At 70.8% G+C, this 22,015-nt stretch carries 22 protein-coding genes; 13 read left to right on the top strand and 9 right to left on the bottom strand.

Annotated features, from left to right (window positions below; genetic code table 11):
* Positions 1 to 45 precede the first annotated feature (45 nt).
* Positions 46 to 1,317, top strand: coding sequence for a tyrosine--tRNA ligase (gene tyrS, locus ACZ9QC_RS33075; RefSeq protein WP_472916454.1), 1,272 nt, complete (start codon positions 46 to 48; stop codon positions 1,315 to 1,317).
* A gap of 80 nt (positions 1,318 to 1,397) precedes the next feature.
* Here the strand turns inward: tyrS and ACZ9QC_RS33070 are convergent, their stop codons facing one another.
* A complete protein-coding gene (locus ACZ9QC_RS33070; protein WP_472916453.1) occupies positions 1,398 to 1,676 on the bottom strand; it encodes a GlsB/YeaQ/YmgE family stress response membrane protein in 279 nt (92 codons plus the stop codon).
* Between the two features lie 248 nt (positions 1,677 to 1,924).
* Here ACZ9QC_RS33070 and ACZ9QC_RS33065 point away from each other — a divergent pair, with 248 nt between their 5' ends.
* Both ACZ9QC_RS33065 and ACZ9QC_RS33060 read left to right on the top strand, forming a co-directional pair.
* Positions 1,925 to 2,320, top strand: a complete 396-nt coding sequence (locus ACZ9QC_RS33065; protein ID WP_472916452.1) for a DUF3099 domain-containing protein — start codon at positions 1,925 to 1,927, stop codon at positions 2,318 to 2,320.
* Between the two features lie 230 nt (positions 2,321 to 2,550).
* Complete coding sequence (locus ACZ9QC_RS33060; protein ID WP_215454369.1) at positions 2,551 to 2,790, top strand: hypothetical protein; 240 nt, start codon at positions 2,551 to 2,553, stop codon at positions 2,788 to 2,790.
* Between the two features lie 32 nt (positions 2,791 to 2,822).
* On the opposite strand, the gene moaA is transcribed toward ACZ9QC_RS33060, so the two are convergent.
* From moaA to ACZ9QC_RS33045, 3 genes are all read right to left on the bottom strand, one after another.
* Positions 2,823 to 3,812, bottom strand: coding sequence for a GTP 3',8-cyclase MoaA (moaA, locus tag ACZ9QC_RS33055; protein ID WP_472916451.1), 990 nt, complete (start codon positions 3,810 to 3,812; stop codon positions 2,823 to 2,825).
* 185 nt (positions 3,813 to 3,997) lie between these two features.
* Positions 3,998 to 5,623: a solute symporter family protein gene (locus tag ACZ9QC_RS33050; protein WP_472916450.1), complete on the bottom strand. Its 1,626-nt coding sequence runs from the start codon at positions 5,621 to 5,623 to the stop codon at positions 3,998 to 4,000.
* Entirely contained in the window at positions 5,620 to 5,976 is a 357-nt protein-coding gene (locus ACZ9QC_RS33045) for a DUF485 domain-containing protein (RefSeq protein ID WP_472916449.1), read from the bottom strand. Before ACZ9QC_RS33045 ends, ACZ9QC_RS33050 begins: the two co-directional genes overlap by 4 nt.
* A gap of 431 nt (positions 5,977 to 6,407) precedes the next feature.
* Between ACZ9QC_RS33045 and ACZ9QC_RS33040 the strand changes: the two genes are divergently transcribed.
* The 4 genes from ACZ9QC_RS33040 to ACZ9QC_RS33025 all read left to right on the top strand — a co-directional run bounded on the left by ACZ9QC_RS33040 (position 6,408) and on the right by ACZ9QC_RS33025 (position 12,143).
* Entirely contained in the window at positions 6,408 to 7,937 is a 1,530-nt protein-coding gene (locus ACZ9QC_RS33040) for a S8 family serine peptidase (RefSeq protein ID WP_472916448.1), read from the top strand.
* 37 nt (positions 7,938 to 7,974) lie between these two features.
* Positions 7,975 to 9,504, top strand: coding sequence for a S8 family peptidase (locus ACZ9QC_RS33035; protein WP_472916447.1), 1,530 nt, complete (start codon positions 7,975 to 7,977; stop codon positions 9,502 to 9,504).
* A gap of 70 nt (positions 9,505 to 9,574) precedes the next feature.
* Complete coding sequence (locus tag ACZ9QC_RS33030) at positions 9,575 to 11,002, top strand: CoA transferase (RefSeq protein ID WP_472916446.1); 1,428 nt, start codon at positions 9,575 to 9,577, stop codon at positions 11,000 to 11,002.
* Between the two features lie 100 nt (positions 11,003 to 11,102).
* Complete coding sequence (locus ACZ9QC_RS33025; RefSeq protein WP_472916445.1) at positions 11,103 to 12,143, top strand: CopD family protein; 1,041 nt, start codon at positions 11,103 to 11,105, stop codon at positions 12,141 to 12,143.
* A gap of 36 nt (positions 12,144 to 12,179) precedes the next feature.
* Here the strand turns inward: ACZ9QC_RS33025 and ACZ9QC_RS33020 are convergent, their stop codons facing one another.
* Together ACZ9QC_RS33020 and ACZ9QC_RS33015 are read right to left on the bottom strand one after the other, a co-directional pair.
* The gene (locus tag ACZ9QC_RS33020) at positions 12,180 to 12,920 is read right to left on the bottom strand and encodes a lysoplasmalogenase (protein WP_472916444.1); all 741 of its coding nucleotides are present in this window, start codon (positions 12,918 to 12,920) and stop codon (positions 12,180 to 12,182) included.
* Positions 12,917 to 13,876 (bottom strand): sterol desaturase family protein, encoded by a 960-nt coding sequence (locus tag ACZ9QC_RS33015; RefSeq protein WP_472916443.1) that lies wholly within the window; start codon positions 13,874 to 13,876, stop codon positions 12,917 to 12,919. Before ACZ9QC_RS33015 ends, ACZ9QC_RS33020 begins: the two co-directional genes overlap by 4 nt.
* Positions 13,877 to 14,066: 190 nt before the next feature.
* Between ACZ9QC_RS33015 and ACZ9QC_RS33010 the strand changes: the two genes are divergently transcribed.
* The 3 genes from ACZ9QC_RS33010 to ACZ9QC_RS33000 all read left to right on the top strand — a co-directional run bounded on the left by ACZ9QC_RS33010 (position 14,067) and on the right by ACZ9QC_RS33000 (position 16,254).
* Positions 14,067 to 15,065 carry a DEDDh family exonuclease gene (locus tag ACZ9QC_RS33010; RefSeq protein ID WP_472916442.1) on the top strand — a complete coding sequence of 333 codons (999 nt, stop codon included), beginning with the start codon at positions 14,067 to 14,069 and terminating at the stop codon, positions 15,063 to 15,065.
* A gap of 80 nt (positions 15,066 to 15,145) precedes the next feature.
* A complete protein-coding gene (locus ACZ9QC_RS33005; protein ID WP_078853751.1) occupies positions 15,146 to 15,379 on the top strand; it encodes a hypothetical protein in 234 nt (77 codons plus the stop codon).
* A 59-nt stretch (positions 15,380 to 15,438) separates the two neighbouring features.
* Positions 15,439 to 16,254 carry an SURF1 family cytochrome oxidase biogenesis protein gene (locus ACZ9QC_RS33000; protein ID WP_472916441.1) on the top strand — a complete coding sequence of 272 codons (816 nt, stop codon included), beginning with the start codon at positions 15,439 to 15,441 and terminating at the stop codon, positions 16,252 to 16,254.
* A gap of 252 nt (positions 16,255 to 16,506) precedes the next feature.
* On the opposite strand, the gene ACZ9QC_RS32995 is transcribed toward ACZ9QC_RS33000, so the two are convergent.
* The 3 genes from ACZ9QC_RS32995 to ACZ9QC_RS32985 form a co-directional block, all read right to left on the bottom strand.
* On the bottom strand, positions 16,507 to 16,695 hold the full coding sequence (locus tag ACZ9QC_RS32995) for a YbdD/YjiX family protein (protein WP_472916440.1): 189 nt from the start codon (positions 16,693 to 16,695) through the stop codon (positions 16,507 to 16,509).
* Complete coding sequence (locus tag ACZ9QC_RS32990) at positions 16,692 to 18,842, bottom strand: carbon starvation CstA family protein (protein ID WP_472916439.1); 2,151 nt, start codon at positions 18,840 to 18,842, stop codon at positions 16,692 to 16,694. Before ACZ9QC_RS32990 ends, ACZ9QC_RS32995 begins: the two co-directional genes overlap by 4 nt.
* 104 nt (positions 18,843 to 18,946) lie before the next feature.
* Entirely contained in the window at positions 18,947 to 19,204 is a 258-nt protein-coding gene (locus tag ACZ9QC_RS32985; protein ID WP_472916438.1) for a DUF3311 domain-containing protein, read from the bottom strand.
* 195 nt (positions 19,205 to 19,399) lie between these two features.
* On the opposite strand from ACZ9QC_RS32985, the gene ACZ9QC_RS32980 reads away from it, so the two are divergent.
* The 3 genes from ACZ9QC_RS32980 to ACZ9QC_RS32970 are packed head-to-tail and all read left to right on the top strand — an operon-like array spanning position 19,400 to position 21,965.
* Positions 19,400 to 20,956: a sodium:solute symporter family protein gene (locus ACZ9QC_RS32980; protein WP_472916437.1), complete on the top strand. Its 1,557-nt coding sequence runs from the start codon at positions 19,400 to 19,402 to the stop codon at positions 20,954 to 20,956.
* Entirely contained in the window at positions 20,953 to 21,660 is a 708-nt protein-coding gene (locus tag ACZ9QC_RS32975; RefSeq protein WP_472916436.1) for a sigma-70 family RNA polymerase sigma factor, read from the top strand. Before ACZ9QC_RS32980 ends, ACZ9QC_RS32975 begins: the two co-directional genes overlap by 4 nt.
* On the top strand, positions 21,657 to 21,965 hold the full coding sequence (locus ACZ9QC_RS32970; RefSeq protein ID WP_472916435.1) for a hypothetical protein: 309 nt from the start codon (positions 21,657 to 21,659) through the stop codon (positions 21,963 to 21,965). The genes ACZ9QC_RS32975 and ACZ9QC_RS32970 overlap by 4 nt, the downstream gene beginning before the upstream one ends.
* Positions 21,966 to 22,015: the final 50 nt, after the last annotated feature.

Here is a 22,015-nt window from a genome sequence, read left to right as displayed (position 1 = left end):
TACCTGATTCACCTGGTGCGACCCACTCGAGGAGACACGAGAACCGTGACGGACATCGTCGACGAGCTGAAGTGGCGGGGCCTGTTCGCCCTGTCCACCGACGAGGACGCCTTGCGCAAGGCGCTCGCGGACGGTCCCGTCACGTTCTATTGCGGTTTCGACCCGACCGCGCCGTCCCTGCACGTCGGACATCTGGTGCAGGTGCTCACCGTGCGCCGGCTCCAGCAGGCCGGTCACCGGCCGCTGGCGCTGGTCGGCGGTGCGACGGGCCTGATCGGCGACCCGCGGCCGACGGCGGAGCGCACGCTGAACGACCCGGAGACCGTCGCCGGCTGGGTCGGGAAGCTGCGCGGCCAGATCGAACCGTTCCTGTCCTTCGAGGGCGAGAACGCGGCCGTCATGGTCAACAACCTCGACTGGACCGAGGGCCTGTCCGCCATCGAGTTCCTGCGGGACATCGGCAAGCACTTCCGCGTCAACAAGATGCTGACGAAGGACTCCGTCGCCCGCCGCCTGGAGTCCGACCAGGGCATCAGCTACACCGAGTTCAGCTACCAGATCCTCCAGGGCATGGACTTCCTCCAGCTCTACCGCAGGTACGGCTGCACGCTCCAGCAGGGCGGCAGCGACCAGTGGGGCAACCTCACGGCCGGCCTGGACCTGATCCACCGGCTGGAGCCCGGGGTGGAGGCGCACGCGCTGGCCACCCCGCTGATGACCAAGGCGGACGGCACCAAGTTCGGCAAGACCGAGGGCGGCGCCGTCTGGCTCGACCCGGAGATGACCACGCCGTACGCGTTCTACCAGTTCTGGCTGAACGTGGACGACCGGGACATCAGCCGGTACATGCGGATCCTGTCCTTCAAGTCCCGTACGGAGCTTGAGGAGTTGGAGAAGCAGACGGAGGAGCGGCCGCAGGCGCGGGCCGCGCAGCGGGCGCTGGCCGAGGAGCTGACGACGCTGGTGCACGGGGAGCGGCAGACGGCCGCCGTGATCGCCGCGTCCCGGGCCCTGTTCGGTCAGGGCGAGCTGGCGGAGCTGGACGAGAAGACACTGGCCGCGGCGCTGTCCGAGCTGCCGCACGCGAAGGTGAGCGAGCTGGCGCCGGTCGTGGATCTCCTCGCGGAGGTCGGGCTGGTGCCGAGCAAGTCGGCGGGGCGGCGGACCGTGAAGGAGGGCGGGGCGTACGTGAACAACGTGAAGGTCACCGCGGAGGACGCCGTGCCGGCGTCGGAGGACCTCATTCACGGGCGGTGGCTGGTGCTGCGGCGGGGGAAGAAGAACCTGGCCGCGGTCGAGGTGGCCGCCGAGGCCTAGGCACCGTAGGGGCGTGGGTGAGTCGGCGAGTGCCGCTGCGTTGTGGTTGCTCGCACGGTTCCCCGCGCCCCTTACGGGGCTCAGGTGCGTTGTTTTCTCTTGCCCAGGGTTGCCATGTACGCCATGTCGCCCAGGGCCACGATGGCGATGGCGGCGACCAGCTGGAAGATGTGGCGGCTCCAGTCGATGCCGGAGGTCTCCTCGACGCCGAAGCCGCGTGCGATCGCGTTGCCGACGACGGCGCCCAGCATGCCGAAGATCGTCGTCAGCCAGAGCGGGCTGTGCTGCTTGCCCGGGAGGATCGCCTTGGCCAGCAGGCCCAGTACGAATCCCACGATGATCGCCCACAACCAGCCCATGGCTGCCTCCTCGTACGGCTCGACGTGAGCATTACGCCCAGTGTCGGCCCGCCTGCGGTACGCCGCATGTCGGGCAGCGCTGTACGCGCTACGGCGCATTTCGCGCACTCTCCGTGGAAGGTGACCCGGTCTCGTAGGCGACGCAGACGCGGCGTAACGTTGAGCCTGTCCGGACCGCGTTCCCTGGAGCGGACACGGGCGGGGCACGGGCCGGGGTGCGTCCGATACAGAGCGGGTGGTGGAACGCGATGCGGAAGCAGAGCGACGTCGAGGTCTTCCGGATCACAGGTGCCCGGCAGGGCCTCGCCGAGGACGTCCGCGGCCGTCAGCGTCGCTACATCATCTCGATGTCCGTGCGCACCCTCGCGGTGATCGCCGCCGCGGTCCTCTGGAACGTCGAACGGCACGTCGCGGTCGTCGCGCTGGTGCTCGGCGCGGTGCTGCCGTACATCGCCGTGGTGATCGCCAACGCGGGCCGGGAGAACGCGCCCTCGCTGCCGTCCACGTTCGTGAGGGCGCCCATGCGACCGATGATCACGCCGCCCGCGGAATCCGTCCCGGAGGACTCCGCGACCGACCCTGCGACCGACCCCGCGGCCGATCGCGCGGCGGGCAGGCGGAGCGAGCCGCGCGAGCGGGCCTGAGCTCGGGCCCTGAGACCGTCCGTACGAAGCGGAATCCGGCCACCCGCCAAGCTCAAGAAATGCTCAGATCAATCATGTAGTTCCTGTGCCGGGCAGAGGCCTACCCGTGACATACTTCGTACGCGCTCCGCATCCCCCGTCGGAGCGACAGACCGACGCCGGGCAGCTCCCCCCGTGGCTGCTCGGCGTCGCCTTTTCTACGGCCGGATCCCTGCGGCTAGGGTCGACGTGTGAACATCCTCAACGTCCCCGGCTCCGATCCGTCCTCCCCCATCTGTTCGGCCAAGGGCTGTCGGGCCGACGCGGTCTGGGTGCTCGCCTGGAACAACCCGAAGCTGCACACGCCCGAGCGGCGCAAGACATGGCTCGCGTGCGACGAGCATCGGGAGCATCTGTCGCAGTTCCTGGGTGTGCGGGGCTTTCTGAAGGATGTCGTCGAGCTGGAGAAGTGGGAAGCGCCCAAGGGGTAGCGCCCAAGGGACAGGGGGCTGGGGCGCGGCTGTCAGCCTCCGATCGCCGACATCGGGCGGTCGGGCTGGACGAACGAGGGGTCGTCGAGGCCCGCGCCCGCCTTCTTGCCCCACATCGCCAGGCGCCAGATACGGGCTATCTCCTCGTCCGGGGCGCCGGAGCGCAGCGCGGCGCGCAGGTCGGTCTCCTCGCGGGCGAAGAGGCAGGTGCGGACCTGACCGTCGGCGGTGAGGCGGGTGCGGTCGCAGGCGGAGCAGAAGGGGCGGGTGACGGAGGCGATGACGCCCACGCGGTGGGGGCCGCCGTCGACCAGCCAGCGTTCCGCCGGGGCCGAGCCGCGTTCGTCCTGGCCCTCGGGGGTGAGGGCGAAGCGGGTGCGCAGGGAGGTCAGGATGTCGCCGGCGGTCACCATGCCGTCGCGCTTCCAGCCGTGCTGGGCGTCCAGGGGCATCTGCTCGATGAAACGCAGCTCGTAGTCGTGCTCGACGGCCCAGGCGAGGAGGTCCGGGGCCTCGTTGTCGTTCAGGCCGGGCATCAGGACCGAGTTGACCTTCACCGGGGTCAGACCGGCGTCGCGGGCGGCTTCGAGGCCGTCGAGGACGTCCCGGTGGCGGTCGCGGCGGGTGAGGGTCTTGAAGACGTCCGGGCGCAGGGTGTCCAGGGAGACGTTCACCCGGTCCAGGCCGGCCGCCTTCAGGGCCGGCGCCGTGCGCTTGAGGCCGATGCCGTTGGTGGTCAGGGACATCTGGGGGCGGGGGGCGAGGGCCGCCACGCGCTCCACGATGCCGACCAGGCCGGGGCGCAGGAGCGGCTCACCGCCGGTGAAGCGGACCTCCTCGACTCCCAGGACGCGGACGGCTATGTCGATGAGACGGACGATCTCGTCGTCGTCGAGCAGGTCGGGCTTGGCCAGCCACTGCAGGCCCTCCTCGGGCATGCAGTACGTACAGCGCAGATTGCACCGGTCGGTCAGCGAGACCCTCAGGTCGGTGGCCACTCGGCCGTAGGTGTCGATGAGCACGTGGGCCCCCTCCCTCGCGGCGGATCACAATCGTTCGACATCTGCGAGCCTACGTGACCGCGCTGACAACATCACCGGCCCGATCGCACGAGACGCGGCGAGTAATCGCCGTAGATCCCTACGACGCGGACAGCACGCGGGGCCGCCGTAGGGATCTACGGCGGCCCCGTGCGCGGTGGGCCGGATCAGTGCGCGCCGGTGCCCGTGAGGGAGCGGACCTCCAGCTCGGCGTACTTGGCCTCGTCTGCCTTCTCCTTGGACAGGACCGTGCCGAGGAAGCCCATGAGGAAGCCGAACGGGATGGAGATGATGCCGGGGTTCTTCAGCGGGAACCAGGCGAAGTCGACGTCCGGGAACATCGCCTTCGGGTCGCCGGAGACCACGGGCGAGAACAGCACCAGTCCGACGGCGACGATGAGACCGCCGTAGATCGACCACAGCGCGCCCTGGGTCGTGAACTTCTTCCAGAAGAGGCTGTAGAGGATGGTCGGCAGGTTGGCGGAGGCCGCGACCGCGAAGGCGAGGGCGACCAGGCCGGCCACGTTCAGGTCGCGGGCGAGGGCGCCCAGGCCGATGGAGACGATGCCGATGAAGACGGTCGCCCAGCGGGCCGCGTGGACCTCCTCGGCGCCGGATGCCTGCCCCTTGCGGATGACGTTGGCGTAGATGTCGTGCGCGAAGGAGGACGACGAGGCGAGGGTGAGGCCGGCGACCACGGCAAGGATCGTCGCGAAGGCCACCGCCGAGATGGTGGCGAGCAGGATCGCGCCCCAGGCCGAGTCGACGCCGCCCAGGTGCAGGGCGAGCAGTGGGGCGGCCGTGTTGCCCGATGGGTTGGAGGCGATGATCTCGTCCTGGGAGATCAGCGCGGCGGCGCCGAAGCCGAGGGCGATGGTCATCAGGTAGAAGCCGCCGATGATGCCGATGGCCCAGTTCACGGACTTACGGGCGGCCTTGGCGTTGGGCACCGTGTAGAAGCGGATCAGGATGTGCGGCAGACCCGCGGTGCCCAGGACCAGGGCGATGCCGAGGGAGATGAAGTCCAGCTTGGAGGTGCCGGTCGCGCCGTACTGGAGGCCGGGCTCCAGGAAGGCGGCGCCCTTGCCGCTGTTCTCGGCGGCGGTGCCGAGCAGATCGGAGATGTTGAAGTTGAACTTCAGCAGCACCAGGAACGTAATGAGGAGCGTGCCACCGATGAGCAGCACGGCCTTCACCATCTGGACCCAGGTGGTGCCCTTCATACCGCCGATGGAGACGTAGACGATCATCAGGATGCCGACGAGGGCGACGATGAGGATCTTGCCCGCGTCGGAGGTGATGCCGAGGAGCAGCGAGACGAGGACGCCCGCGCCCGCCATCTGGGCCAGCAGGTAGAAGATCGACACGACGATCGTGGAGGTACCGGCGGCGGTGCGCACGGGGCGCTGGCGCATGCGGTACGCGAGCACGTCGCCCATGGTGTAGCGGCCGGAGTTCCGCAGCGGTTCGGCGACCAGGAGCAGGGCGACCAGCCAGGCGACCAGGAAGCCGATGGAGTAGAGGAAGCCGTCGTAGCCGAAGAGGGCGATGGCGCCCGCGATACCGAGGAACGACGCGGCGGACATGTAGTCGCCGGAGACGGCGAGGCCGTTCTGGAAGGCGCTGAACTGGCGGCCGCCCGCGTAGAAGTCGGCGGCGTCCTTGGTCTGGCGGCCGGCCCAGATGGTGATGCCGAGGGTCGCCAGGACGAACAGCGCGAACAGGGTGATGATGAGCGGCCGGTGCTGGCTCGCCTCGTTGGCCGCGAGGAACGTCTGCTGTACGGAGCTCATGCGCCGCCCTCCATCCGGGACTTGATCGCCTCGGCCTTGGGGTCGAGCTTCGCGGCGGCGTGCTTCGAGTACCACCAGGCGATGAGGAACGTGGTGACGAACTGTGCGACGCCGAGGATGAAGGCGACGTTGATGTTGCCGAAGAGCTTGGTGCCCATGAAGTCGCCCGCGTAGTTGGAGAGCAGGACGTACAGCAGGTACCAGGCGATGAAGCCCACGGTCAGCGGGAAGGCGAACGAGCGGTAGGAGCGGCGCAGTTCGGCGAACTCGGCGCTCTCCTGGACCGCGGCGAACTCCTCGGGTGAGGGGAGGTGATGCTCAGCCTTCGCTGGGGGCGGTGCGTCGGTTGCCACGGAGTCTCCTCGCGTCTGAGCCGCCTTCGCGACGGTGGGCGGTGACTTTTTCGCCGTCGGATCGGGGGACGGACTGGGTTCGGACATGGGGTCGGCTCTGTTCCTTCGATGACGGGTGCGCGATCGTGCTCGCGCTCCCTGCTCAACGTCACGGCGGCGCACGAGGACCGGTTCAACCGTGCGTGTTTCTTTCGAAAACCGATTCGGAAAGCGCCGCGGGAGCCGTACACGTTCGGCACACGGCCGTGGGGAAACGGCCGGGAGGTGCGGTGACTTCGAGGGTTACCCCTCTACTTCGGCCTCCCGCCCGTGAAGTCATTGCTGGCCGGCGACGACCAGGGATAGCTTCGGGCTGCACCACCAACGTCATGTACCTGCCCGGGCACCCGTGTGTCTCGGGCCGGTTTCTTTGAGGATGATGTGGAGATCCCATGGCTCATCTGCGCTCCAGGCGACAGCTCGCACTCGCGGTGCCGGTCGTCCTGTCGCTGACCGCCTCGCTCGGTTTCCTGCCGGGTGTCGCCTCGGCGGCCCCGGTCACGGAGTCCACCGCCGCGACCGCGGAGGGCCCGAACCTGTCGTACGTCGTGAACACGAAGACGGACAAGCACACGATCGCCTCCGTGCAGAAGGCGATAACCGAGGCCGACGGCAAGATAGTGGTCACCTACGCCAAGATCGGCGTGATCGTGGTCCACTCGACCGACCCGGCGTTCGGTGCGACGATCCGCGCGGTGCGTGGGGTGCAGTCCGCCGGTGCCACCCGGACCTCGCCGCTGACCCCCGCCGGTACGACGGACCTGGGCGCCGTCGACATGCTGACGGGCGCGGAGGCCGCGAAGGTGAAGGCCGCCTCGGCGGACATCCCCGACGCCGAGCCTCTTGAGGCCGACCAGTGGGACCTGCGCTCGATCGGCGCCGACAAGGCCGCCAAGATCGACGACGGCAGCAAGAAGGTCACGGTCGCCGTCATCGACACGGGCGTCGACGACACCCACCCGGACCTCGCGCCGAACTTCTCCAAGTCCCAGTCCGCCAACTGCAACGGCGGTGTCGCGGACACCAGCGAGGGCTCCTGGCGGCCGTACACCCCGCAGGACTACCACGGCACCCATGTGGCCGGTGAGATAGCCGCGGCCCGCAACGGCGTCGGTGTCGCCGGTGTCGCGCCGGGTGTGAAGGTCTCCAGCATCAACGTGACCGACCGCGCCAGCGGCCTCTTCTACGCCGAGTCGGTCGTCTGCGCGTTCGTCTTCGCCGCCGACCGCGGTGTGGAGATCACGAACAACAGCTACTACGTGGACCCGTGGCTCTACAACTGCGTGGACGACCCGGACCAGGAAGCCATCGTCGACGCGGTGAACCGGGCGCAGAAGTACGCCACCAAGAAGGGCACCCTGCACCTGGCCTCGGCCGGCAACTCCAACCACGATCTCGCCTCCGACGCGATCCTGGACGCGTCCAGCCCGAACGACACCACGCCGGTCGAGCGCACCATCGACCCGAGCGAGTGCTTCGACGTGCCGACCCAGCTGCCGGGCATCGTCACGGTCAGCGCGACGGGCGTGAAGAACGAGAAGTCGTTCTACTCCACGTACGGCAACGGCGTCGTCGACATCGCGGCCCCGGGTGGCGACAGCCGCTACCAGATCCCGGACACGCCGTCGAAGAACGGCCGCATCCTGTCCACCATGCCGAACGGCGAGTACGGCTACCTCCAGGGCACCTCCATGGCGTCGCCGCACGCCGCCGGTGTCGCCGCTCTGCTGAAGTCCACCCACCCGTGGGCCTCCCCGAAGCAGCTGCAGTGGCTGCTGAAGGCCCAGGCGGACGAGCAGGCCTGCCCGACGTCGTACGACCAGAACGGCGACGGCGTCCAGGACGCGGTTTGCGAAGGCAGCCCCAGCGTCAACGGTTTCTACGGGTTCGGCATCGTCAACGCACTGAAGGCCGTCAAGTAACCGCAGCGGCGAGCAGCCACGGCGAACTGGAGACAGCATGACAGCGCCTCTCAAGCGCTCCCGTCGTCTGACCGCGATCCCGCTGGGGATGGCCATGGCGACCGCGCTGGTCGTCGTACCGAACGTCACGGCCTCGGCGGCCGAGTCGGCAGGATCGGCCGCAACGGCCGGGCAGGCCGACGCGCCCGGGCTCAGCTATGTCGTCAACGTGCGCGCCGGGCACGGGCCCTCCGCGCACGTGAAGAAGGCGATCGCGGAGGCCGGCGGCACGATCGTGACGTCGTACGACCGGATCGGGGTCGTGGTCGTCCACTCCACGAACCCCGGCTTCGCCGCGGAGATCCGTGAGGTGCGCGGGGTGCAGTCGGCCGGTGCCACCCGCACCGCGCCGCTGCCCGCCCAGTCGACCACCGACGTGGGCACCCCCAAGGTGCTGACCGCCGAGGAGGTCGCGGACGTCGAGGCGGCGGAGGGGCAGGACCCGCTGGAGCCGTTGCAGTGGGACCTGCCGGCCATCAAGGCCGACAAGGCCCACGAGGTGTCGCTCGGCAGCCGCGATGTCACGGTCGCCGTCATCGACACCGGGGTCGACGACACGCACCCGGACATCGCGCCGAACTTCGACCGCGACGCCTCCGTCAACTGTGTGACGGGCAAGCCCGACACCAGCGACGGGGCCTGGCGGCCGGGGCCCACGGAAAGCGCGCACGGCACCCATGTGGCCGGTGAGATCGCCGCCGCGAAGAACGGCGTCGGTGTCACGGGCGTGGCGCCCGGGGTGAAGGTGTCCGGCATCAAGGTGTCGACCACCGCCGGCTACTTCTACACGGAGGCCGTGGTCTGCGGCTTCATGTGGGCGGCCGAGCACGGTGTGGACGTCACCAACAACAGCTATTACACCGACCCGTGGTACTTCAACTGCAAGAACGACCCGGACCAGAAGGCGCTGGTGGAGGCCCTGGCCCGGGCGACGAAGTACGCGGAGAAGAAGGGCGCGGTCAATGTCGCCGCGGCCGGCAACGAGAACTACGACCTCGCGGCCGACGAGATCACCGACCCGGTCTCCCCCAACGACTCGACGCCGTCGGACCGGGTGATCGACCCGTCCGAGTGCCTCGACATCCCGACCCAGCTGCCGGGTGTCGTCACGGTCGCCTCGACCGGCGCCAAGGGCATCAAGTCGTCCTTCTCCAACCACGGTCTGGGCGTGATCGACATCGCCGCACCCGGCGGCGACTCGACCCGCTTCCAGACCCCGGCCCCGCCCGCCACCAGCGGACTGATCCTGGGCCCGCTGCCCGGCGGCAGGTGGGGCTACATGGCCGGTACGTCGATGGCGTCGCCGCACGTCGCGGGCGTCGCGGCCCTGATCAAGTCGACCCACCCGCACGCTCCGGCCGCCCTGGTCAAGGCGCTGCTGTACGCCCAGGCCGACGCCACGCCCTGCACCGACCCGTACGACATCGACGGGGACGGCAAGGTCGACGCGGTCTGCGAGGGGCCGAGGAACTACAACGGCTTCTACGGCTTCGGCACCACGGACGCGCTGGACGCGGTGACCAGGTAGGGATCTCTCCACGGAAGTCGGGCCGGGCGGTGGTACACCGCCCGGCCCTTTCGTTGCGTAGGTTCGGATCATGACTGACATGGATGGTGTGTGGGCGGCCCTGGGCGGCGATCCCGCTCTGCTGCCGAGGGTCTCGACCGTCGTACGGAGCGGGGTGCTCGACGCCCGGCTGCCGGTACGGGAGCTGGCGCGGACCTGCGTCGGGGTGTGCGCGCTGGCGGCGGCCGAGTTGGGCGCGCGCCGGGCCGGGCTCGCCGAGGTCCCCCGGGTGCGGGTGGACGACGGCGCGGTCGGCACCGCCTTCGTGAGTGAACGTCATCTGCTGGTCGACGGGCGGGCGCCGGTCAACTTCGCGCCGCTGTCGCGGTTCTGGCGGACGGCGGACGGTTGGGTGCGGACGCACGCGAACTATCCGCATCACCGGGAGCGGCTGCTGTCCGCGCTGGGGGTGCGTGTCGGTGAGCTGCCTGACGAGGGGGTGCCCGCCGTCGGGTCGGCACTCGCCGAACGGTCGTCCCTGGAGGTCGAGGAGGCCGTGTGCGCGGCCGGGGGTCTGGCGTTCGCCCTGCGGACGCCGAAGGAGTGGGCGGCGCACGAGCAGGCGGCGGCCGTGCGGGAGCGTCCGCTGGTCGAGTGGCGGCGGTGGGACGGCGCCGACGCGTCACGCGCGTGTGTGTTCGGTACCGGGGCGGAGGTGTCCGCGCCGACCGCCGGGGTGCGTGTCCTGGACCTGACCCGGGTCATAGCGGGCCCGGTCGCCACCCGCACGCTCGCCCTGCTGGGCGCGGACGTGCTGCGGATCGACCCGCCGGGGATGCCCGAGATCCTCGACCAGCACGCCGACACCGGTTTCGGGAAGCGGTCGGCGACGCTCGATCTGACCACGGACCCCAAGGCCTTCGAGGCACTGCTCGCGGAGGCGGACGTCGTCGTCACCGGGTACCGGCCCGGCGCGCTCGACCGGTTCGGGCTGTCGCCCGAGGCGCTGGTCGAGCGGCGGCCCGGGCTGGTCGTGGCCCAGCTCTCGGCGTGGGGCGCGTACGGGCCGTGGGCGGGGCGGCGGGGCTTCGACAGTCTGGTGCAGGTGGCCACGGGCATCGCGGCGGTCGAGGGGTCCCGGGAACAGCCGGGCGCGCTGCCCGCGCAGGCGCTGGACCACGGGACGGGCTATCTGCTGGCGGCGGCCGTGCTGCGAGCGCTCTCCGAGCGGGTGGACGGGGGCGGCGGTCGCGTCGTGCGGCTGGCGCTCGCGCGTACGGCGGCCTGGTTGACGGACGACGTCGAGCCCGGCCCGGACAGCCACGGGAGCGGTGACGAGCACGCGGGCTACGAGGGCCCTGGGGCGTGGCTCGCCGAGCGGGACAGCCCGCTGGGACGGCTGCGGTACGCGCGGTCGCCGGTCTCCTTCGAGGGCGGGCCGGAGGACTGGACACGGCCGCCCGGGGTCTGGGGAGCGGACGAGGCGCGCTGGGGTCGCGTCGAGCCGAGCCGGCGTTGAGTCACCCGCAGCCCGGAACCGCACACATGGGCGAAATATCGAACTGACGATTGCTTTCCGGCACTTGCCCTGTTCTGGTAGGGCTGGTGAACTTTCCGGGGTGAACCTGACGAGACGCACAGCGGCAGCGACGGAAGCGGAGACGGAGGGGCCTGAGCGGCGGTCAGAACGGACCGGGAGAGGGACCTGGCGGGCCGCCGTGATGCTCGTCCTGGTCGCCGCGGGGGCGCTGATACCCCTGTTGGGGCCCCGGGTGGCGCTGGACGGCACCGGTGAGGCCGGGGCACCCGGGGCCGGTGGGATCGCCCTGCTGCGGACCGTGCTGCTGGCGGCGTTGTGCGTACCGGCGGGTGAGCTGTTCGTGGCGCTGCTGGTGCGGCGGGTGCCCGGCGCGCCCGGGCAGACGCCGCGCAGTTGGGCGCCCTGGGCCGCCGGGGCCGGTCTCCTGGCCTCGCTGGGGCTCGCCTCGGTCGTGGCCACGGGCAATCTGGTGCCGGACTCCCCCGCCGACATCGACGTGGGCGGCCTCTACGAGACCCGGGACGGCAAGCTCGCCCTCCTGGAGGTCAACGCCTTCGCGGCGGCCGGTCTGCTGGCGCTGTCCCGTCGGCCGGCCGCCCAGGCGCTGCCCCTGGCCGCCGTCGTGGTCGCGGAGGCACTGCGCGCCCACCCGACCACGGACCACCACGACCCGCTGGTCGGCACCGCCCTGACCGTGGTTCACCTGACGTGCGCGGCACTGTGGGCGGGTGGGCTGCCGCACGTGCTGCGGACCCTGCGCACGCGCGCGTGGCACTCGTCGGGGCGGGGCACCGCGCTGCTGGGGCTCTACGCGCGCGTGGCCGCCGTTCTGCTCGCCGCCGTCACCGCCACCGGGGTGTGGAGCACGCTGCGCCGGATGCCGCCGGGCACGGTCCTCGACCAGCTCACGGAGACGGCGTACGGGCGCGCCCTGTTCGCCAAGGTCCTGCTCGTGGTCGGCGTCGCCGTGCTGGCCCTCTGGGCGCGGCTGCGGCTGCGCCGCGCGAGCGACGATCCCCTCGACGCATGCGCTCCCGCGCGCGCGGAGGTGGTGGTGCTGGGCGCGGTCGTCGCGGTGTCGGCGCTGTTGACGGCGTTGCCGCTGCCGATCCGCTGGTGAGGGCGACACACGGCGGGGGTGCGCCGCGCGGGCCGGTCACACCGTGGGCCGGGACACCTCCCCCTCCGCCGGGGTGCCCTCGGGGCGCGCGCCGGGGGTACCGAGGACGCCCCTTGTCAGCAGATACTGCGCCGCCAGATAGGTGAGCATGATCCACAGGTCGGGGCGGGGCGGCTGCGGCCACTCGGCGACGCCGGTCGCGATGAGCATGTCCGACACCACGAAGAGCGCGCCGCCGAGCCCCGCGACGAGCCCGAGCCGGGAGGCGCCCCACGCCATCGTGGTCAGCAGGGCGCTGTACCCGGCGACGGGGAGGCGCAGCTCGGCCGGCAGACCGGGCCACAGACTCGCGACGGCGACGACCAGGGCGAGGCCGTACGCGACACCGAACGCGACACCGAAGGCGGCAGCGTGCGCCGGCTGGCCGGGCCCAGGGTCCCTGCGCACTCTGCGTTCTGTGCGTTCTGTGCGCTCCCTGCCGAGTCCGGCGAACAGCAAGAGGTAACACACGTGTCCCGCCGCGAAGGAGGCCATCCCGGCGAGGAAGGCCGGTTCGGCGTCGGAGAGGAGCAGAACGTCGCCGCCCCAGCCGAACAGCAGGGCGACGATCAGCAGGCGGGGTGCGCCGCGCGTGTACGCGTACGCCGCGAGCAGGGGCATCAGCAGGGGTTTGGCGACGAGGTGCCCCACGTCGAACCCGGCGGCCAGGGACCCGAGGTCGACGCCGGCGACGACCCCGAAGGCGATGAGGAGGACGGACTCCCTGCCCCGCCTCACGCGACGGTCTTCGAGGACGAGGACGAAGACGAAGGCGAGGACGACGAAGTAGAGGACGAGGAAGAGGGCAGGGTCGGGGCCGGGGCCTGGGTCGGGCTCGGGGACGGGGTGGGGGCCGGGATCGGCTGTGCGGGCTTCCAGCCGGGGCCCGCGAAGACCCGGCCCGCCCGCTCGCCCCAACCGTTCGCCCGCCTCAGGTCCTTGGCGATGGCGACGTACTCGTGCGTGGCGACCCGCAGTGGGTTGTACGTGTCGATGTTCTTCGTCAGGCCGTACACCGGCCGCTCGGTCTCCTCGACGAACGAGCCGAAGAGCCGGTCCCAGACGATGAGGATGCCGCCGAAGTTACGGTCCAGGTAGCCGCCCTGGGAGGCGTGGTGGACCCGGTGGTGCGAGGGCGTGTTGAAGACGAACTCGAAGGCGCGAGGCAGCTTCCCGATGCGCTCGGTGTGGATCCAGAACTGGTAGACGAGGTTGGCGGAGGAGCAGAAGGCGAGCGCGGCCGGGTGCACGCCGAGGGCGATGAGCGGGACGTAGAAGGGCCAGACCGTCCAGGTCGTCCACGGCTGCCGGAGGGCGGTGGTGAGGTTGAACTTCCGGCTGGAGTGGTGGACGACGTGACAGGCCCAGAGGATCCGGATCACGTGGTGGCCGCGGTGGGACCAGTAATAGAAGAAGTCCTGCGCGAGCAGCATCAGCGGGATCGTCCACCACAGGACCGGGACGCGCAGCGGGGTCAGTTCGTGGATCGCGGTGTAGATCGCGACGATCGGGATCTTCCAGAGGAAGTCGAAGACGAGGCTCCCGAGCCCCATACCGACGCTCGTCGCGGCGTCCTTCGCCTCGTACCCCGCGGCATCCTCGTCCGGATGGATCCGGACGCTGATCACCTCGATGACGGTGAGCAGCACGAAGGCGGGTATCGACCAGAGCACGACATCGGGCAGGTTCGGCATGGGGGCACGGTAGAACCGCTGGTCGACGGGGGCTAGACGTTGTTACTGACAAGTATTTCCAGGGGTACGCGCTTGCTTCTTGGCGTTCTCCACCAAACCGGGGGACGGGGCGGCAGCTGTCGCTCCGTCACTTGTGCGGCTCCGGCGCCGGGTAACGAGCTGTCAGTCGGGGCCCGTATCCTCAGGGACCATGCTCGAAGACCACACGACCGCAGCGTCGCAAGCGCCTTGGCCGGCCGCGTACCCACAGGGGTACGCGGTCGTGGACGTGGAGACGACCGGGCTGGCCCGGGACGACCGGATAATTTCCGCGGCTGTGTACAGACTGGACGCGCGGGGCGAGGTCGAGGACCACTGGTACACGCTGGTGAACCCGGAGCGGGACCCGGGGCCGGTGTGGATCCACGGGCTGACGAGTGATGTGCTCGAAGGGGCGCCGCTGTTCAAGGAGATCGCGGAGGAGTTCTCCGCGCGGCTCGCGGACCGCGTGCTCGTCGCGCACAACGCGGTGTTCGACTGGTCGATGATCGCCCGGGAGTACGCGCGCGCGGAGACCGAGGCACCGGTGCGCCAACGGCTGTGCACCATCGCACTGTCGAAGGAGCTGGGGCTGCCTCTGCCCAACCACAAGCTGGAGTCGCTGGCGGCGCACTTCGGGGTCGTGCAGCAGCGGGCGCACCACGCGCTGGACGACGCCCGGGTGCTGGCGGAGGCGTTCCGGCCGAGTCTGCGGGTCGCCGCCGCGAGCGGTGTACGGCTGCCGCTGCACGAGTGCCGGCCGCTGACCGAGTGGCGGGACAGCCCCGCCGCGCCCCGCATCGGCCAGCAGGCGGGCCACGGTGGCGGCTACGGCGGCTACCGGCCCACCAGTTGGCGGCCCGCGCGGAAGCGGCCCGCGTGCCCCTACCCCAACCCCGGGCGTTTCGAGGACGGCAAACCGCTCAAACAGGGCATGCGGGTCGCCTTCTCCGGGGACACGTCGGTCGAGCGCGATCTGCTGGAGGACCGTGCGATCGAGGCTGGGCTGCATGTGGCGACGAGCCTGTCCCGGGTGACCAGTCTGCTCGTGACCAACGACCCCGATTCGAACACGTCGAAGGTGGTCAAGGCCCGGCAGTACGGGACGCCGGTGGTGGACGAGGCCGCGTTCGGGCAGTTGCTCCGCGATGTCGCGCCCGCCGACGAGTGACCCGTACGGACGGGTGATTGCCGGGCGACTCGCCCGGCGTCCGCTCGCCCACGCGGTGACGACGGCTCACCCTGTGGCGCATGGCGAGATGCGAAGTTTGCGGCAATGACTACGGAATGACCTTCGAGGTCCACGCCCAGGGCGCGGTGCACGTCTTCGACTGCTTCTCCTGCGCGATCCACCGCATGGCCCCCATCTGCGAGCACTGCCGGGTGCAGATCATCGGCCAGGGCGTCGACGTCGACGGCCACTGGTACTGCGGTGCCCACTGCGCGCGGGCCGAGGGGAAGGCGGGCATCGTCGACAAAGTCTGAGCACCTCCGAGTGCGCACCCGCCCGAACACGCCCCACGACCGAGTTGTACGGTCGTGGGGTGTACCGCTTCCTGTTGTCCCGGCAGTGGGTGATCCTCACGCTGGTCGCCCTCGTCCTGATCCCGACCATGGTCAGGCTGGGTTTCTGGCAGATGGATCGCTACGAGGAGCGCAGCGCGCGGAACCAGCTCGTCGCCGACGCGCTGGCCGCGAAGCCGGTGCCCGTGGAGCGGCTGACCTCGCCCGGGCACACCGTCACCAGCGCCGAGCGCTACCGCACGGTGACCGCGAAGGGCCGGTTCGACACCGATGACGAGGTCGTCGTCCGCCGTCGGGTCAACGCCGACGACGAGGTCGGCTTCCACGTCCTGACCCCGTTCGTGCTCGACGACGGCAGGGTGCTGCTCGTCAACCGGGGCTGGATCCCCGCGAACGGTCCGAGCCAGAGCGCGTTCCCCGAGATCCCCGCCCCGCCCGCCGGCGAGGTCACCGTCACCGGGCGCCTGATGCCCGACGAGACGACCGAGGCGAGCGGCATCAAGGACCTCCAGGGCCTGCCGGACCGGCAGATCATGCTGATCGACAGCGAGCGGGAGGCGAAGCGCCTCGGGGTCCAGGTGCTCGGCGGCTATCTCGCGCAGACCGCGCCCGACCCTAAGGGCGACACCCCGCAACAGCTGGGCAGCCCCGGCGACGAGAACGCCGCGCTGAACTACGCCTACGCCCTGCAGTGGTGGCTCTTCGCCCTCGGCGTTCCCGTCGGCTATGTCGTCCTCGCCCGCCGGGAGCGCCGCGACCGCGCGGAGGCGGCGGCCTCGGCGGAGGCCGAGGGAGAGGCCGAAGGAGAGAAGGAGACCGCGGCGGCTCCGGTGTAGGTGCGCAACAGCCCCCGGGTGGGTTCGGGTTGGTTCGGGTGCGTTGTCGGGTGCGGGTCCGGTGGGGCTTCTCGCGCAGTTCCCCGCGCCCCTAAAGGACCAGGCCCTGCGGGCCTCAAAGGCCACGGGGCTGCGGGGTGAAAAGCATGGGGCGTAGCCCCTGCTTTTCAGGGGCGCGGGGAACTGCGCGACCAGCCCCCACGCCCCCGCACCCGACAACGCACCTTGGGCCGGCTCAGCAGGCCGCGGCTCTCAGCAGCAGCGGCCCTCCGGGTGTTCCTCTCTCCGCCGGGTCCGCTGGGCGTCGTACTCCCTGCGGGTCGGGAGCGGGGCCTTCGGGTGGTGTCGGCGGTGACGGTCGCAGTAGCGGTCGTACTCGGCCTCTCCCGTGAGTTCCCGCAGGTACCAGCGGACCCCACGCACCCAGTTCCGGACGGTCACCTTCGGGCCCCCACCAGCTCCTTCTCGGAGCCCTCCTCGTCGATGCGGGACTCGACGTACGGGGCCTCGGTCGAGGGGAGAGGGGCCGGGGAGCGAACGGCGCGGACGCAGACGACGGCACAGTTGACCAGGACCGTGAGGACCAGCAGCAGGAAGATCGCCATGATCACGCCGTCGACCGTGTTGTTGGTGACGATCGTGTGCATGTCGTCCATGGTCGTGGCGCCCGGCAGGAGTTCGCCCCTGTCGATGGCCGCCGCGTACTTGTCCCGGAGGGCGAAGAAGCCGATGGCCGGGTTGTCGGAGAAGATCTTCTGCCAGCCCGCCGTGAACGTGACGGCCACGTCCCAGGCCAGCGGGATGCCGGTGACCCAGGCCCAGCGCAGCTTGCCCGACTTGATGAGGACGGTCGTGGTCACGGCCAGCGCGACCGCGGCGAGCAGCTGGTTGGCGATGCCGAAGAGCGGGAACAGCTGCTTGATTCCGCCGAGGGGGTCGGTTACACCGGCGTAGAGGAAGTACCCCCAGGCGCCGACGACCAGGGCGCTGGTGATCCAGATGCCCGGCTTCCAGGTGACGCGGCCGATGGGCTTCCAGACGTTGCCGAGCATGTCCTGGAGCATGAAGCGCCCGACGCGGGTGCCGGCGTCCACCGTGGTGAGGATGAACAGCGCCTCGAACATGATCGCGAAGTGGTACCAGAAGGCCTTCATCCCGGCGCCGCCGAAGACCCCGGCGAAGATCTCCGACATGCCCACCGCCAGAGTCGGCGCGCCGCCGGAGCGGCCGACGAGGGTCTCCTCCTCGACGGCCTTGGCCGCCGCGGTGAGCTGCTCGGGTGTGATGGTGAAGCCGAGGTTCCTGACCGCCTCGGCGGCCGTGTCGACGGTCGGGCCGAGCAGCGCGGCCGGGGAGTTCATGGCGTAGAAGAGGCCCGGCTCCAGGACGCACGCGGCGATCAGGGCCATCACCGCGACGAAGGACTCCGTGAGCATGGAGCCGTAGCCGATCATGCGGACCTGGGACTCCTTCTGGATCAGCTTCGGCGTGGTGCCGGAGGAGACCAGGGCGTGGAATCCGGACAGGGCGCCGCAGGCGATCGTGATGAAGAGGAAGGGGAAGAGGGAGCCGGCGAAGACCGGTCCGGCGCCCGTGTGCGCGAACTCGGTGACCGACTCGGCGCGGAGGTTCGGGGCGGCGACCACGACACCGACGGCCATCAGGACGATGGTGCCGACCTTCATGAAGGTGGAGAGGTAGTCACGCGGGGCCAGCAGCATCCACACGGGGAGCACGGAGGCGACGAAGCCGTAGCCGACCAGGCAGAAGACCAGGGTCTCGGGGCTCCAGACGAAGTACTCGGCGAGCGAGGAGTCCTGGATCCAGCCGCCGCCGAGGATGGCGAGCAGGAGGAGGGCCACGCCGATGAAGCTGGTCTCCACGACCCGGCCCGGCCGCAGATAGCGCAGGTAGAAGCCCATGAAGAGGGCGATCGGGATGGTCATGGTGACCGAGAAGGTGCCCCACGCGGATTCGGCGAGGGCGTTGACGACGACCATCGCCAGCACCGCGAGCAGGATGATCATGATGGCGAAGACACCGATCAGCGCGGCGGCGCCGCCGACCCTGCCGATCTCGTCCCGGGCCATCTGGCCGAGGCTCTTTCCGTCCCGGCGCATGGAGAGGAACAGGACGATCATGTCCTGGACCGCGCCGGCGAAGATCACGCCCGCGATGATCCAGATGGTGCCCGGCAGATAGCCCATCTGGGCCGCGAGCACCGGTCCGACCAGCGGGCCCGCGCCGGCGATGGCCGCGAAGTGGTGGCCGAACAGCACCCGCTTGTCGGTCGGGTGATAGTCGACGCCGTCCTCCAGCCGCTCGGCCGGGGTGGCCCTGGTGTCGTCGACCTGGAGGACCCGGCGGGCGATGAACCGCGAGTAGAAGCGGTAGCCGATCGCATACGAACCGAGGGCCGCCATGAGCAGCCAGACGGCCGAGATCTCCTCGCCCCGGGAGAGGGCGAGCACGGCCCAGCCGACCGCTCCGACTAGAGCGACGGCTATCCAGAGCGCGATCGATTTCGGCGACATTCGGGATCTTTCCGGCGTCCCGGGACCGGATTCGGGCATGGCTGACGTAGACATGGCGGCTCCTGCAATTCGACGGATGTGCGGCGAGAGAGGCAGAACGAAGGAAGGAAGAGCGACTGGGAGAAGGAGAGAAGGGTGAGGGGGCGGGGGTGTGCGGCTCAGCGATGTCGGTCCGGGCGCGGCCCGCCCGGGCGGCGGCGGTCCGGGCGATGTCGGGCCGTCAGCGCGTACGCGGCGAGCAGGCACAGACCGCAGCCCGGGACCCAGGCGAGCTGGTACCAGTAGAAGAACGGCGTTCCCGCGAGCCGTGGCTCCGCACCGGCGTACCAGGGGACCCAGAGCAGTCCCGCGGCGGGGGCGAGCAGCAGGACGGCGGTCGCGACGCGCCGTAGTCGCTGGTGAGCGTGGTGTGCCATGGGCTCTGCTCCTCTCCCGATCGCTGGGGGTCTGTGCAAGAGTTGCCCACCCGGCGGATCCGGTTGACAGCGAATTTCAGAAGAATTCCGAAAGATTTCCCGCCGATTCGTGTCATCCGAACCGGCCGTCCACGCAACCAACACGCGAGGGCCGAGGTACAGCCGGGGGCCCAGGCACACCAAGGACGGTGACCCATGGCGGACGCTGCCATGACCGCGACGTTCCTCGCCGTGATCGGCGGAGCGTCGCTGCTCGCCGTCACCGCGCGCCGGCTGCGCCCCACCGACCGCCTGCCCTCGCTGGAGAGCTGGGCGCTGGCCGACCGCGGCCTCGGCCCGGTGTGGACCTGGCTGCTGCTCGGCGGCACGATCTTCACCGCGTACACCTTCACCGCCGTACCGGGACTGGCGTACGGCAACGGGGCGCCCGCGTTCTTCGCGGTGCCGTACACGGTGATCGTCTGCCCGCTGGCCTTCGTCCTGCTGACCCGGCTGTGGGAGGTGGCCCGGCGGCACGGGTACGTGACCGCCGGGGACTTCGTGCGCGGCCGGTACGGGTCGGCGCCGCTCGCCCTGGTGGTGGCGCTGACCGGGATCCTGGCGACGATGCCGTACCTGGCGTTGCAGCTGCTCGGCATAAGGGCGGTGCTGACGGCCGGAGGGCTGTATCCGAGGGGTGCGGCCGGTGATCTGGTGATGGTCGCACTGTTCGCGGGGCTCGCGGTGGCCACGTACCGGCACGGACTGCGGGCACCGGCCGTGATCTCGGCGCTGAAGGCGGTGGCCGTGTTCGTGTCGCTGACCGCCGTGTGCTGGCTGGTGCTGAAACGGTTCGGCGGTCCTGGCGCGGTCTTCGAGGGTGCGGCACGACGGCTCGGCGGCACGAGCGTCGAGGACTCCGCGCTCCTCCTCTCCCCCGGCCAGCAGCCCGCCTACGCCACCCTCGCGCTCGGCTCGGCACTGGCCCTGCTGATGTACCCGCACGTACTGACCGCCGGGTTCGCCGCCGACGGGCCGCGCACGGTCCGCAAGGTCGCCGTGGCGCTGCCCGCCTGGACAGGGCTGCTGGCCCTCTTCGGCTTCCTCGGGGTCGCGGCGCTCGCGTCGGGGGTCCGGGCACCCGAGGGCGGTGCCGAGGCGGCCGTGCCGATGCTGGTGGACCGGTTGATGCCGGGCCCGCTGGCCGGACTGGTGTTCGGCGCGATCACCGTGGGCGCGCTGGTCCCGGCGGCGGTGATGTCCATCGCGGCGGCCACCGGCTTCGTCCGCAACGTGTACGTCGAGTACTTCCAGCCCACCGCCACACCCAAGCGTCAGGTGCGCATCGCCAAGGTGGTGTCGCTGACCGCGAAGGTGGGGGCGGTGGCGTTCGTGTTCGGACTGCGCGACCAGGACGCCATCAACCTCCAGCTGCTGGGCGGGGTGTGGATCCTGCAGATCTTCCCGGCGGTGGCGGTCGGCCTGTTCACCGGGCGGCTGCATCCCCGGGCGCTGCTCGCGGGGTGGGGCGCCGGCATGGTGACCGGCACCTTCCTGGTGGTGCGCGAGGGGTTCTCGTCCATCGTCCTGCTGGGCGGCGGTTCTCTGGAGATCTACGCCGGTCTGCTCGCCCTCCTCCTCAATCTGACCTTGGCCGTGCTCGGCACCACGGTCCTCGAACGGCTCGGTGTCCCGCGTGGTGCCGACGCGACCGACCTACCGTCCCGCCTGACCGTCAGGCGGCGCCCCGAGACGGGAGCGAGCAACCCGTGAGACGCAGACCGCACATGCGTATGCCGGTCACCCCGGCGGCCTCCGCACCGCTGACCGCCGCCGAGCCGCTGGGGCAGGTACCGGCTCCGGCCGCGGCCGAAACCCCGGCCCCCCGTGCCGAGGCCCTGCTCCCCCGTCCGGCGCCGGGCCCGGACTCCCCTCCGGTCCCGCACCCCGCGTTGCCGCCGGGTGCGCTCGGGGACCCCGCCGATGTGGAGCGCGAGGCGGGTGTCGCCCGGCTGTTCGAGCTGCACTACTCCTCGATGCTGCGGCTCGCGGTGCTGCTGGGTGCCGACGACCCGGAGAACGTGGTGGCCGAGGCGTACTACCAGATCTACCGGAAATGGCGGCGCCTGCGGGACGCCGAGGCGGCGGAGGCGTACCTCCGCTCCACGGTCTGCAACCTGACCCGGATGCGGATACGGCACCTCCAGGTCGCCCGCAGGCATGTGGAGACGCCGGCGGTGGAGGAGCCGGTCGCCTCCGCCGAGAGCACCGCGCTGCTCCACGACGACCAGCGGGTGCTGATCGGCGCGCTCCAGCAGCTGCCCGCCCGGCAGCGGGAGGCGCTGGTGCTGCGCCACTGGCTCGGGCTGAAGGAGAGCGAGATCGCGGCCGCGATGGGCATCTCCTGCGGCTCGGTCAAGACCCACACCGCACGCGGCCTCGCCGCCCTCACCCAGGCGATGGAGGCCCGGCGATGAACGACACCACCGGCAATGACACCACCGGCCACGACACCGGTCAGGACCGCACCGAGCGGGAACTGGCCGCGGCGCTCGCCGCGCTGGCGGGCGGGGTGCACGCCGCGCCCGACGCCTACCGCACGGCCCGCGGGGACTGGCTGCGCCGGGAACGCCGCCGCCGGCTGGTCCTGGCCGTCCTCGTCCTGGTCGTCTTCGCCCTGGCCACGCTGCTCGGCCTCTGGGTCCTCAACCAGGCACCCTCCAGCTCCGGGGTGATCTTCTCGGGGGTGGGAGGGACGACGGCGGGCACCGGGCCGGGCTGACGGGGCTGGGCTGCGCCCTTTCATTCGCCGGGACTGATCACCCCCCACCC

The organism is Streptomyces sp. HUAS MS02 (assembly GCF_055702265.1).
The sequence above is the reverse complement of the archived record's forward strand: the minus strand, read 5'-3'. Positions and strand labels throughout refer to the sequence as shown.

Coding starts and splice junctions, on each gene's coding strand:
- ACZ9QC_RS33070 (WP_472916453.1), bottom strand. CDS start 1,676: ATGGGCTGGTTGTGGGCGATCATCGTGGGATTCGTACTGGGCCTGCTG.
- ACZ9QC_RS33065 (WP_472916452.1), top strand. CDS start 1,925: ATGCGGAAGCAGAGCGACGTCGAGGTCTTCCGGATCACAGGTGCCCGG.
- ACZ9QC_RS33050 (WP_472916450.1), bottom strand. CDS start 5,623: ATGAGCTCCGTACAGCAGACGTTCCTCGCGGCCAACGAGGCGAGCCAG.
- ACZ9QC_RS33040 (WP_472916448.1), top strand. CDS start 6,408: ATGGCTCATCTGCGCTCCAGGCGACAGCTCGCACTCGCGGTGCCGGTC.
- ACZ9QC_RS33035 (WP_472916447.1), top strand. CDS start 7,975: ATGACAGCGCCTCTCAAGCGCTCCCGTCGTCTGACCGCGATCCCGCTG.
- ACZ9QC_RS33030 (WP_472916446.1), top strand. CDS start 9,575: ATGACTGACATGGATGGTGTGTGGGCGGCCCTGGGCGGCGATCCCGCT.
- ACZ9QC_RS33015 (WP_472916443.1), bottom strand. CDS start 13,876: ATGCCGAACCTGCCCGATGTCGTGCTCTGGTCGATACCCGCCTTCGTG.
- ACZ9QC_RS33010 (WP_472916442.1), top strand. CDS start 14,067: ATGCTCGAAGACCACACGACCGCAGCGTCGCAAGCGCCTTGGCCGGCC.
- ACZ9QC_RS33005 (WP_078853751.1), top strand. CDS start 15,146: ATGGCGAGATGCGAAGTTTGCGGCAATGACTACGGAATGACCTTCGAG.
- ACZ9QC_RS32990 (WP_472916439.1), bottom strand. CDS start 18,842: ATGTCTACGTCAGCCATGCCCGAATCCGGTCCCGGGACGCCGGAAAGA.
- ACZ9QC_RS32985 (WP_472916438.1), bottom strand. CDS start 19,204: ATGGCACACCACGCTCACCAGCGACTACGGCGCGTCGCGACCGCCGTC.
- ACZ9QC_RS32980 (WP_472916437.1), top strand. CDS start 19,400: ATGGCGGACGCTGCCATGACCGCGACGTTCCTCGCCGTGATCGGCGGA.
- ACZ9QC_RS32970 (WP_472916435.1), top strand. CDS start 21,657: ATGAACGACACCACCGGCAATGACACCACCGGCCACGACACCGGTCAG.